The sequence below is a fragment of the Nocardia testacea NBRC 100365 genome (genome assembly GCF_000308775.1).
In the GTDB taxonomy this organism is placed as follows: Bacteria; Actinomycetota; Actinomycetes; order Mycobacteriales; family Mycobacteriaceae; genus Nocardia; species Nocardia testacea.
On the sequence record NZ_BAGJ01000093.1, the window covers coordinates 1 to 10,814 of the forward strand.

General features: G+C 69.4%; 12 protein-coding genes and 1 riboswitch. Of the genes, 4 read left to right on the top strand and 8 right to left on the bottom strand.

All coding sequences use genetic code 11. From position 1 onward, the window contains the following. The 4 genes from ON38_RS13595 to ON38_RS13610 all read right to left on the bottom strand — a co-directional run. A partial coding sequence (locus ON38_RS13595; protein WP_039825148.1) for an ATP-binding cassette domain-containing protein occupies nt 1-715 on the bottom strand: 715 nt, incomplete at its 3' end. Further along, nucleotides 708-1,526: an ABC transporter permease gene (locus tag ON38_RS13600; RefSeq protein WP_039825149.1), complete on the bottom strand. Its 819-nt coding sequence runs from the start codon at nt 1,524-1,526 to the stop codon at nt 708-710. The genes ON38_RS13595 and ON38_RS13600, both read right to left, overlap by 8 nt. After that, on the bottom strand, nt 1,523-2,497 hold the full coding sequence (locus tag ON38_RS13605; RefSeq protein ID WP_051164708.1) for an ABC transporter permease: 975 nt from the start codon (nt 2,495-2,497) through the stop codon (nt 1,523-1,525). Before ON38_RS13605 ends, ON38_RS13600 begins: the two co-directional genes overlap by 4 nt. 93 nt (nt 2,498-2,590) lie before the next feature. Continuing rightward, nucleotides 2,591-4,117 (bottom strand): ABC transporter substrate-binding protein, encoded by a 1,527-nt coding sequence (locus tag ON38_RS13610; protein ID WP_039825150.1) that lies wholly within the window; start codon nt 4,115-4,117, stop codon nt 2,591-2,593. 105 nt (nt 4,118-4,222) lie between these two features. Then, a riboswitch (cobalamin riboswitch) is annotated at nt 4,223-4,335 on the bottom strand. 239 nt (nt 4,336-4,574) lie between these two features. On the opposite strand from ON38_RS13610, the gene ON38_RS13615 reads away from it, so the two are divergent. Next, a complete protein-coding gene (locus tag ON38_RS13615; RefSeq protein WP_039825151.1) occupies nt 4,575-5,552 on the top strand; it encodes a glycosyltransferase family 9 protein in 978 nt (325 codons plus the stop codon). Nucleotides 5,553-5,561: 9 nt separating this feature from the next. Here the strand turns inward: ON38_RS13615 and ON38_RS13620 are convergent, their stop codons facing one another. Beyond that, on the bottom strand, nt 5,562-5,885 hold the full coding sequence (locus ON38_RS13620) for an ArsR/SmtB family transcription factor (protein ID WP_039825152.1): 324 nt from the start codon (nt 5,883-5,885) through the stop codon (nt 5,562-5,564). A gap of 183 nt (nt 5,886-6,068) precedes the next feature. Between ON38_RS13620 and ON38_RS13625 the strand changes: the two genes are divergently transcribed. Then, the gene (locus tag ON38_RS13625) at nt 6,069-6,776 is read left to right on the top strand and encodes a M23 family metallopeptidase (RefSeq protein ID WP_039825153.1); all 708 of its coding nucleotides are present in this window, start codon (nt 6,069-6,071) and stop codon (nt 6,774-6,776) included. A gap of 106 nt (nt 6,777-6,882) precedes the next feature. Then, complete coding sequence (locus ON38_RS13630; protein ID WP_157181763.1) at nt 6,883-7,992, top strand: hypothetical protein; 1,110 nt, start codon at nt 6,883-6,885, stop codon at nt 7,990-7,992. On the opposite strand, the gene ON38_RS13635 is transcribed toward ON38_RS13630, so the two are convergent. After that, the gene (locus ON38_RS13635; protein WP_030519041.1) at nt 7,943-8,266 is read right to left on the bottom strand and encodes a hypothetical protein; all 324 of its coding nucleotides are present in this window, start codon (nt 8,264-8,266) and stop codon (nt 7,943-7,945) included. The two genes, ON38_RS13630 and ON38_RS13635, sit on opposite strands and share 50 nt — an antisense overlap. A 417-nt stretch (nt 8,267-8,683) precedes the next feature. Here ON38_RS13635 and ON38_RS13640 point away from each other — a divergent pair, with 417 nt between their 5' ends. Then, nucleotides 8,684-9,019: an RNA polymerase-binding protein RbpA gene (locus tag ON38_RS13640; RefSeq protein ID WP_030519040.1), complete on the top strand. Its 336-nt coding sequence runs from the start codon at nt 8,684-8,686 to the stop codon at nt 9,017-9,019. A 78-nt stretch (nt 9,020-9,097) separates the two neighbouring features. On the opposite strand, the gene ON38_RS13645 is transcribed toward ON38_RS13640, so the two are convergent. Together ON38_RS13645 and ON38_RS13650 are read right to left on the bottom strand one after the other, a co-directional pair. Further along, the gene (locus ON38_RS13645) at nt 9,098-9,910 is read right to left on the bottom strand and encodes an ABC transporter permease (protein WP_281004612.1); all 813 of its coding nucleotides are present in this window, start codon (nt 9,908-9,910) and stop codon (nt 9,098-9,100) included. Nucleotides 9,911-9,996: 86 nt separating this feature from the next. Further along, a partial coding sequence (locus ON38_RS13650) for an ATP-binding cassette domain-containing protein (RefSeq protein WP_039825154.1) occupies nt 9,997-10,814 on the bottom strand: 818 nt, incomplete at its 5' end.

Below are 10,814 nucleotides of genomic sequence, written 5' to 3' on the forward strand. Positions count from 1 at the left end.
GTGGTGCGGGGATCGGGCCGGGATCGATCGGACCGCGCGCGGTCAGCCGCCCGTCGCGCACGAAAAGGACGCGGTCGCCGAGTTGTCCGACGGCGAACGAGTCATGCGTTATCAGCACCACCGCGGTACCCGCTGCACGCACTCCACGTAATCCCTCGAGCAGGGCGGCCCGGGCGAGCGGGTCCAGTCCGGCCGTCGGTTCGTCGACCACGAGCACATCGGGGCGCCCGGCCAGCACCTGCGCCAGCGCCAGCCGCACCCGCTCGCCACCGGAGAACTCGAACGGGTATTTCCGTAGCGCCCGGTCGAGTTCGTGATCGTCGAGGTCGAAGGCGGCGGCGGCCAGGAGCCGCGCGACGGCTTCCCGCCGCCGCGGCATCCGCCACCGGCTGCCGCCCGCGCGCCGGTGTTGCAACCCGGCCAGTTCGCCCAATGCCGCGCCGATCCGCCGGGCCGGGTTCAGCGTGGACGCCGCGTGCTGCGGCAGATACCCGACCCGGACCCCCGGGGCGCGCCGGACGGCCCCGGTCAGTTCGATACCGGGGCCCACCGCCTCGGCCAGGACGGTCGCGATGGTCGTCTTCCCCGCGCCCGACGGCCCGAAGAGCGCCACGATCTGCCCGGCCGCGATATCGAATCCGATATCGCGCAGGATCACCGTCGCTCCGGCGCGAGCACTCAGCGCACGCACCGAGATCAGCGGCTCGTCAGCCATCCCGACCCGCCCGGCGCACAGCCGCGCCCGCGCGCGGATCGGCGAGCAGATCGTCGACCAGGAGGTTGGTGCCCACCACCAGCAGCACGATCAACGCACCGGGCAGCACCACCGACCACGGCGCGATCAGCAGCGCGTCCTTGTTCGCCGCGACCGATACCGCCCAATCGGTGGAGGTGGTGTCGAATCCGAGGCCGAGGAAGTTGGCGGAGGCGAGGAAATATACTGCGGCCGTGAAGCGGACCCCCAGATCGGCCGCGAGCGGCCGCGCCATCTCCCGCACCGCATAGCTTCCGTACCGGAACGACCGGCTCTGCCCCTGCATCCGCAACGCGTCCATCACCGGTCCGTGCACCACACCGGCGGCCGCCGCCCGGACGAAACGCGCGATCGGTGCCACCAGCGCCAACCCGATCGCACCGGCGATCACCACCGCCGAACCCCGGCCGCGCACCGCCGCCACCATGATGATCAGCAGCGACGGGATACACAGCAGCACATCGATCGGGCGCATCAGCAGATCGTCGAGCCAGACCCGCGGCGCGGCTGCGGCGGCCACTCCGATCAGGAATCCCACCAGATAGGCCCCGAGCACGGTCAGCAGTCCGGTCAGCAGGAAGGTCTGGCCGCCGGTGAGCGCGGCCGCCAGGACATCCCGGCCGAGCCGATCGGTGCCCAGCGGCGACCATTCCGAGGGGCCGAACGGCGCCGCGCGTCCGGCCGGCGCGGCGCGGGCCAGTACGGGACCGGCGAGCGCGAACGCCAGCGGTACCGCGATCAGCGCCGCATACGACCAGCGCCGCGCACTCATCCGCGCTGCTCCGCCGCCGACTGCGGATTCATCCGGTATCCCGCCATATCGATCAGGGTGTTGACCACGACCGCGAGCGTGCCGGTGATCGCGACGATCGCCAGGATCACCGGATCGTCCCGGTTGCCGATGGCACCGATCAGTTCCGTGGCGATCCCGGGCACCGCGAAAACGGCCTCCACGATCAGCACCCCCGACAGCAGCCCGTCACCGGTGCGCCCGAGTTCCTGCAGCGCCGGGGCGAGGGCATTGGGTGCGATATGCCGGGCCAGCAGCGATACCCGGCCCACCCCGAGGCGGCGGGCCGCGGCGATATACGGCCGATCCAGCACATCGATCACACCGGCCCGCACCAACCGCACCAGCGGGGCCGCCACCCGGGCCACGGTGACGACCAGCGGTAGCACCAGATATTCGGGCCGGGCCGGCAGTGTGCCCGGATCGACGCCGAGGAAGGTGGCGGGCAGCAGATCGAGGCGGATCGACAGGAAGGTCACCAGCAGGACCGCGAGGACGAAATCGGGTATCGAATCCAACCCGATACCGACCGTGGTGATCACACGATCGCGTACCGAACCCGGGCGCGTCCCGGCCGCGAAACCCGCGGCCACCGCGAGGGGCACCAGCAGGAGCACCGCCGCCCCGGCGAGCAGCGCGGTCACCAGGAACGGGCCCGCGATCACGGCGACGACCGGTTCGCCACCGGCATAGGAGGTGCCGAAATCCCCGTGCGCCGCGGCGCCGAGCCAATCGAGGAACCGGGTCACCGGGGCCACGTCGAGCCCCAGCAGCTGCCGGGCGGTCTGCTGCTGTGCCTCGCTCAGGATGGTGTTGTTCTGGATATCGGCGGCATCGCCCGGCAGCAGCAGCGACAGCACGAACACCAGGACCAGCAGGATCAGTAGCTGCCCGGCGCCCAACCCGGCCCGGCGCAGTAACAGTCGCGGCAGCGGTCGTGAATACCCGGCCATCGGTCCGCTACCGGATCCCGGCCACGAGGCGGTCGCCGCCGTACTGCCACACCGTCCGGTACCGGGCCCGGCCCGGATCCGGTCGCGTGGCGGTCACCGGGCCGCCACCGCGTCGAAGCGGGCCCAGTCGTGCGAATTGGGTACGGCAGCCGGAAGCTGCCGGAACCGGTCCCCCGCGGCACTGTTCCAGTGCGTGGTGCCGAAGAACACGAAACCCCCTCGGTCGTGCAGTATTTCGTGCATGTCGCGGTAGAGCGCGGCCCGGCGGTCCGCGTCCGGTGTCGCCTGCGCGGTCGCGTAGAGCGCGTCGAACTGTGGATCGGACCATTTGGTGCGGTTCTGCGGCGAGGTGGTGAGCAGTCGCGAGGCGAAATGATTGGGGATCGGCAACGGTCCCGACTGCCCCATCGTGAGATGCCCCGTCCGTAGCGCGTCGGTGTAGTAACTGTCCTTGGAACCCAGCACCACGTTCACCCGGACACCGCATTCGGCGGCCTGATCGGCGAACAGCCGGGCGGCTTCGACGAACCCGTGGGCGACCGGGGCGGTGAACAGGTCGAAACTCAGCTCCCGCACTCCGGCCCGCCGCAGCAGCCGACCGGCCTCGTCGGGGTCGTACTCGTGCTGCGGGAGATCGGCGTAGTACTGATAGCCCTTACCGAAGACATCGTTGCCGACCTCACCCTGACCTTCGAACGCCACCTTCACCAGTTCCGGCCGGTCGACCATCCGCATGACAGCGCGCCGGACGTCCGGATCGTCGAACGGCGGGCGGTCGGTTTTCATGGCGAAGAAGTGGATTCCGCTGCCCGGGGTGGACACCAGCGTGACGCCGGGGTGCCCCGCCAGTGTCCGCGCGGCCGACGGGGTGAGGTTGTCGGCGTAGTCGATCTCACCGCCGCGTACCGCGTTCACCCGCGCGTCCGCCTCCGCGCTCACGATCCGCAGCTGCCCGATGGCGGGCGCGCCGTCCCAGTAGTTCTCGTTACGGTGCGCGGTGAACTGCCGGCCGGCCTCGAAGGAGTCGAAGACGAAGGGGCCGGTGCCCACCGGGCGGCCGAAATCGGCGGCGCCGTCCGGCACGATCTTGGTGCCGTACACCGACAGTGCGATGCGGAATTCGAACGAGGGCTGCTTCAGCGCGATCTCGACGGTGCGGTCATCGATCGCGCGACTGCCGGCCAGATCCACCTGGTCCAGTGAGGACGCGGCGATGAACGGGCGCTGCGGCGCGGGCCCGAGTACCCGGGAGAAGGTGTACAGCACATCGCGTGCGGTGAATTTCTTCCCGTCGTGCCAGGCCGCGTCCCGCAGCGCGATCCGCCACCGGGTGCCGTCGGCATTCGGTTCGGCCGATTCGGCCAGCCGCGGGATCGGTGTCATCGAACCGTCCACCTCGAAAAGGCCGTCGTAGACGGCCTTCATCCGGGCTTCGTCGATGAAGAGGGTGTTCACCCCCGGGTCGATTCCCTCCCCGGCACCGGAGCCCTGGAACGCGGCGGTGAACGTATCGGTCCCGCCGGAGGAGTCGCGGCCGCACCCGAGAGCCAGCGCTCCCGCTGCCAGCACACTGCCGGCCAGAAAGGTCCGGCGGCTCGGTTTCGGTGACCTACAGCGCATATCCGACTCCTGTCGCGTCAGGCAGGGTCACGCGACGAAGACATGCGAAACGGTCCGCGCTCGAGCGGCTCGTTCGGCGCATCGACCAATACCCACGTGATCATGACCGTTTCTGGTTCATCCGCAGGTATCTGGCTGCGGCCCGCCGTCGAGCCACACAGTTGCGGGACAGCGCCGGATTCACACCGGACTTCCCTACGGACGACGGATACATTACCCAAGCGCCCCGGCGGTGACCATCGTCTCGTGCCGCGCGATACCCGTCGCGGCAGGTGACGGCCGGTACCGGTGCTGCGGGCGAACGCACAGCGTGTGATCCAGGCCGCGACCGGCCAACGTTTGCCGCCGGGTGCCAGGTGGTAGTCATCCAAGGAAATGCTCTCGTCGTGCTCCGTTCCTCGCCAGGACGGTTCGGGAGGGGGCGGCGTGACGGGCAACAGGTGGCTAGGAGAGTCGGGTGTCGGTAGTTCTCGTGCTTCAGGCACGCGGTCTCGGTGATCTGCTCACCGCTGTTCCGGCATTGCGTGCACTGCGCCGGGCCCGCCGCACCGACCATCTGGTGCTGGCCGCACCGCACCGCCTGCGTCCCATCGTCGATGTGATCGCCTGCGTGGACGAGTTCGTGCCCATCGCCGATCCACAGGGCCTGCGCTGGGACGGGCCGCCACCGAAACTGGCGGTGAACCTGCACGGCGCCGGCGCTGCCCCGATCGTGCAGCTCGGCAAGACCGGGGCCGAGCGGATCCTCACCTACCGGGATCCGGCGTTCCCGGAGATCCCGGCACCCGATTGGCAGCCCGACCACCATCCGATCGACCGCTGGTGTCATCTGCTCGAATTCGACGGGATCGGCGCGGACCGGCGCAATCTGGGCCTGGTGCCGCCGGTGGCCACCACCAGCCATCGCGACAGCGTGGTCGTCCATATCGGCGCGGGCGCGGCGGCCCGGCGCTGGCCCGCGGACCGGTTCGCGGCGGTGATCCGGCATCTGCTGGTACTCGGCCACGAGGTGGTGCTCACCGGCGACGAGAGCGACCGGGAGAACGCGCTGGGTATCGCGGCACGGGCCGGATTGTCCGGGCAGCGGGTGCTGGCCGGGACCCAGAACCTGATCGAATTGTCGGCGACGGTGGCCGAGGCCTCCGTGGTGCTGTGCGGTGACACCGGCGTCGCTCATCTCGCCACCGCCTTCGGCACGCGCACCGTGCAGCTGTTCGGTCCCACGGCCCCGGATCAGGGCGGACCGCCGCGGCATCTACTGAACCGGCATCACGTGCTGTGGGCCGGGCGCATCGGTGACCGCCATGCCACCACCACCGACCCCGGCCTGTTGCAGATCGGCTCGGCCGAGGTGATCGCGGCCCTCGACGGGCAGTTGAGCAAACGCCGCGCCGAAGCGGGCGTGACCGGCGCGGCGTACCGCAGGGTCGGCTGAGGGCGGACGCTACCGATCGCCCCTGTTCGCGGCCTCGCTGAGGGCGGCGGCGTAGGCCGCCAGGGCGCTCTGCCAGAACTGGTCGAGGTAGTCGCGGGCATCGCCGAGGCCACGGGGATCCAGCGAGTAGAGGCGGCGGTTACCCACCGGACGCACCATCACCAGCCGCGCCTCCCGGAGCACCCGCAGATGCTGCGATACCGCCGAGCTGGTGATTCCGACCTGCGCGGCGAGCTCTCCCACCGAGCGCGGCCCGGCGGGCAGCGCCTCGAATATCGCGCGCCGGGTGGGGTCGGCCAGGGCGATCAGCGGCGCGACTCTGTTAGCGACCACTGAAACAGTGTCGATCTTCTGGCACACTTCGGTCAAACTAGATCAATGTCTCAGTTGCGCAGCTCGGAGGGCGATATTTCCGGTTCCGTTATCGGACGGTTATGCGCGACCTGGCCTTATATGATCTCGTGACAGTTGCCACACAGTTGCTGACTCGGCGTGTCGGTCCCCTAGCTTGTAACCATGCCCGTGACCCTTCCGTTACCTTTCCGTAAGCTCACGGTGTCGTCGTTCGGCCATCGCCCGATCACGACACAGGTTGTCGCCACCTCGACAGCCCTCTTCGCCGGTTTCGCCCTGTTCGCCGCCGGAGCCGATTCCGGTAACGAACAGATCACCCCGATGGCCGCCACCTCGGAGGCGCCCGCCGCCGACCGCGCGCCGGCCGAGAAGCCCGCCGTCTCACACGACCCCGCCGCGTGGGATCCGCACCAGGCCGCGGGCGACCACCAGCCCGTGCCGGTGTCCTTCCCGTTCTTCGAGCCCCCGCGCCCCACCACGGTACAACCGGCCGACGGCGTCGTGTCCTCGGGTTTCGGGGCACGCTGGGGCACCAACCACAACGGCATCGACTTCGCCGCGAACATGGGTTCACCGATCAGGTCGGTCACCGACGGTGTCGTGATCGAGGCCGGCCCGGCCACCGGCTTCGGCCTGTGGGTCCGCGTCCAGCAGGACGACGGCAGCGTCGGCGTCTACGGCCATATGCAGGACATTCTGGTATCGGTCGGCCAGCAGGTACGGGCCGGTGACGTGATTGCCACCGTCGGCAGCCGCGGCCAGTCCACCGGACCGCACCTGCACTACGAGGTCCACCAGCCCGGTATCGGCCCGGTCGACCCGCTGCCCTACCTCGCCGGCCGCGGACTGTACCTCAACAACCCCGGCTGACCCTTACCCCCGGCCGAGCCGACGGCACCCGGCATACCGGAGTACCGGCCGCACACAGTCCCCTGGTGGGACGTGGCGGCCGGGCCCCCGTTCCTACCGTCGGTTCATGTCCGCACTGCTCCCCGGCGTCCCGGCTCCCGGACGCCCCACGACTTCCGATCCATGTCGGGTGATCGGACGCCTGCACCGGCCTTTGCTGCTCAGTTCCGCGGCAATGGCCGGTCTGGTGTTTGTCGGCCTGATCGCCATGGTCGTCGACGACCGCGTCCTGCTCGGCGAATCGGTCTGGCTCAAACCGGTCAAATTCGGCGTGGCGTTCCTGCTGTACTCGCTGACCCTGGCCTGGCTGCTGTCGCTACCCCACCGTGGCCGGCGGGCGACCTGGTGGCTGGGGGTGGTGTTCGCCGTCACCGCGTTCGTGGACGTGGGATTCATCGTGGTCCAGGCCGCGCGTGGCACCTTCAGCCATTTCAACACCGAAACCGATCCGGTCAACGAGATCGGCCAGATGATCTTCGCTTCTGGTGTTCCGGGTCTCTTTTTCGCGAATCTGCTGATCGCCGTGATCGTTTCGATACGCCCGGGCGCGGATCGGCCCACGGTGTGGGCGATTCGCGGTGGGCTGGCGATGGCGGTGGTCTCGATGGCGCTGGGATACCTCATGGGTTTCACCGGGTCCCAGCTCACCCGCACCGCGGACGGCCGGCTCGTCGAACTGGCCGCCGGGCATACCGTGGTCGACGCCGCGACACGGGAGGCCGTCGGCGCACCGGACGCGGTCGCGGGTATGCCGCTCACCCACTGGAGCACCCTGGGCGGTGATCTGCGCATTCCCCATTTCGTCGGATTACACGGGATCCAGGTGGTGCTGGCCGCGGTGCTGTTCCTCGCCTGGAGCGCGAAACACTATCCCCGGCTGCGCCCGGCCCGCACCCGCAGCAGATTGATCGGGGTGGTGATCCTGGGCTGGGGCGGACTGCAGGCGATCACGTTCTGGCAGGCGATGCGCGGCCAGTCGCTGGTGCATCCGGACTCCGCCACCCTGCTCGCGCTACTCGGCCTCGGCGCCGTGGTCACGATTCTCGGCGCCGCGAGCATCGGGTCCGCCTCGGTGGCCGGCGGCCAGACGTTCTCGCCGCCGCGCACGCAGTACGATTCGGCGCAGGTCAGCGCAACCGTTCGGCGTCCCGGGCGAGTTCGACCAGAACCGCGCTGAGGCGCGCGAGCTCGTCCCGGTCGGCGCCCTCGTCGACGGCGGTCGCCACATCCTCGGCCGCGCAGCGCGCGGCGAACCACCGATCGGCCAGGGCGGTGGCCTCGGCGGCACTGAGCACGACCGAATCGGCGGGGATGCCAGTGCCCTTCACATTGTTGCGATGCTCATAGGCGCGCTGGCGGCAGGACTGCCGGCAGTAGCGGCGCCGCCGCCCCGCTTCCGAATCCACTATTTCCCGACCACACCACAGGCACGACTCCAACCGGCGCGACATGACCCGACACCCTAATAGGAACTCTCGCAGCAGCACACACCGCACACCGCGCGGGGCCCTTTCGCCGAGCCCCGTACAATTACAAGGCTCGGGAACGGAAAGACCCTGACGAACGTTGACATGAACAGGGCGCACGGCCTGGACCGGCACGAATCGGCGGATTCGTGGCACAGCCAACGGCCCGCGTACGTGACCCGAACGGTCGGCGGGCGACAACGGCCGGCGAACGCGACCCACCAGGTCGCGGTAGCAAGACAACAAGGGGTCGACCCATCGGTTCGCACCCCGGCGCGGGTTCCGGTGCCCCGCAGCGGATACACCGTCGGTGTTTCCGCTCCGGTGTTCCGGAGCCCGGCGGCAGGGAACCGCGGACCCGCGCGCGGCAACGCGCCGACAACACAGAGAGGACCTGTACAGATGGCAGATCGCGTACTCCGGGGCAGCCGGCTCGGAGCGGTGAGCTACGAAACCGACCGCGACCATGATCTGGCTCCCCGCCGGATCGCCCGGTACCGGACCGACAATGGTGAAGAGTTCGACGTTCCATTCGCCGACGACGCCGAGATCCCGCCGACCTGGTTGTGCCGCAACGGCCAGGAAGGTGTGCTGATCGAGGGCACCACGCAGGAGGCGAAGAAGGTGAAGCCGCCGCGCACGCATTGGGACATGCTGCTCGAGCGGCGCAGCAAGGACGAACTCGAAGAACTGCTCAAGGAGCGGCTGGAATTGCTCAAGACCCGTCGCCGGGGCTGAACCCGGACGACCCGAAGTGACACAGCGAGGCCGTGCCCGCCGGATATCCGGCGGGCACGGCCTCTGTCGTAGCCGAGGTCAGTGACTGGCGACCCGGCGGTACTGCAACAACGCCAGCGGCATGGCGATCAGCAGAATGGCCGCCGAACACAGAATCGCGTACTCGACGCAGTGCTCGGCCGGCCAGCCGGTCGCGGTAGGGAACATCGGGGGCGCGCTGTTGTCGAACAGCTTCCGCCCGGTCGCCGCGACCGCGGTGATCGGATTCCATTCGGCGATGGTGGCCAGCGGACCGGGCAGGGTCTGGGCCGAGATGAACGCCGAGGAGATGAACGACAGCGGGAACAGCCAGATCAGCCCGGCGCTCTGGGCGACCTCGACGTTCGGGGCGAGCAGACCGGTGAGCGCGCCCACCCACGACATGGCGAAGGCGAACAGCAGGATCACCGCGTAGGCGAGGGCGGCCTCGGCGAGGCTCCCGTTGATACTCCAGCCGACGATGTACCCGCACACGGTCATCACCACCAGGCTGACCATGCTCACCACCAGGTCGGAGAGGGTGCGCCCCATCAGTACCGCCAGCCGTGACATGGGCAGCGAGCGCATCCGGTCGATGATGCCCTTCTCCAGGTCGCCGGCCAGGCCCACGGTGGTGAACGCGGCGCTGAACGCGACGGTCTGCGCCATGATCCCGGCGATCAGGAATTCCCGGTACTGGCCGCCCCCCAGTGAGGCGCCGAATACGTAGGCGAACAGGAAGACGAACATCAGCGGCTGCACCGTGGCCGTGACCAGCAATGTCGGCACCCGCATGATGGTGATCAGATTGCGGTGCGCCACGATCGCGCTGTCACGGAAGAACCGCAGACGCGGCTCGGTGGACTTCGGAATCCGGTGGGAGCCGGGCGCGTGTGACAGTTCCGCCTCCGTCTCATCGGTCTTGCCGGTGGTTTGATCGACCGCCACTTCTGCGGTGCTCACGACATGATCTCCTCGGGGACGTCACTGGGTTCCGGCTCGGATTCCGGCGCTGCCGGGGAGCCGGTGATGGACAGGAAGACATCGTCGAGGCTGGGCCGATGCACCCGGGCGTCGACGACGTCGACATCTGCGTCATCCAGCCGGCGCAGGGCTTGGACCATGGTGCGGGAACCGTCCCCGACCACCACCGACACTTCGTCGACGCTCGCCTCGTGCGCGGGTTCGCCGATCCCGATCTCGGCCAGGACCCGCAGGGCGGGCGCCGGATCCTGCCCGGGGCCCAGCGTGACGGTGAGCCGATCCCCGCCGATCGAGGATTTGAGTTCGTCCGCCGAGCCGCGGGCGATGACCCGGCCCTTGTCGATCACGGTGATCTTGTCGGCCAGCCGGTCGGCTTCCTCGAGATACTGGGTGGTCAGCAGGACCGTGGTGCCGTCGCGGACGAGTTCGCCGATGACCCGCCACATATCGTTGCGGGCCCGCGGATCCAGTCCGGTGGTCGGCTCGTCGAGAACCACCACGGGCGGACGGGCGACCAGGGCGCCGGCCAGATCGAGGCGGCGGGTCATCCCGCCGGAATAGGTTCCGGCCCGGCGGTCCGCGGCGTCCTCGAGCCCGAACTCCCCCAGCAGTTCCCGCGCCCGCGAGACGGCGCGTTCGCGCGACATCCCGTAGAGCCGCGCGACCATCCGCAGGTTCTCGTAACCGGTGAGGTTGGCATCCACCGCCGCGTACTGACCGGACAATCCGATGAGTTTGCGGGCCGCGGCCGGATCATGCAGGACGTCGACGTCGGCGACGCGGACGGAGCCGG

Bases quoted from the DNA above. Each gene is read 5' to 3' on its own strand.
- ON38_RS13625 (WP_039825153.1), top strand. From the start codon at position 6,069: ATGCCCGTGACCCTTCCGTTACCTTTCCGTAAGCTCACGGTGTCGTCG.
- ON38_RS13640 (WP_030519040.1), top strand. From the start codon at position 8,684: ATGGCAGATCGCGTACTCCGGGGCAGCCGGCTCGGAGCGGTGAGCTAC.
- ON38_RS13600 (WP_039825149.1), bottom strand. From the start codon at position 1,526: ATGAGTGCGCGGCGCTGGTCGTATGCGGCGCTGATCGCGGTACCGCTG.
- ON38_RS13630 (WP_157181763.1), top strand. From the start codon at position 6,883: ATGTCCGCACTGCTCCCCGGCGTCCCGGCTCCCGGACGCCCCACGACT.
- ON38_RS13635 (WP_030519041.1), bottom strand. From the start codon at position 8,266: ATGTCGCGCCGGTTGGAGTCGTGCCTGTGGTGTGGTCGGGAAATAGTG.
- ON38_RS13605 (WP_051164708.1), bottom strand. From the start codon at position 2,497: ATGGCCGGGTATTCACGACCGCTGCCGCGACTGTTACTGCGCCGGGCC.
- ON38_RS13610 (WP_039825150.1), bottom strand. From the start codon at position 4,117: ATGCGCTGTAGGTCACCGAAACCGAGCCGCCGGACCTTTCTGGCCGGC.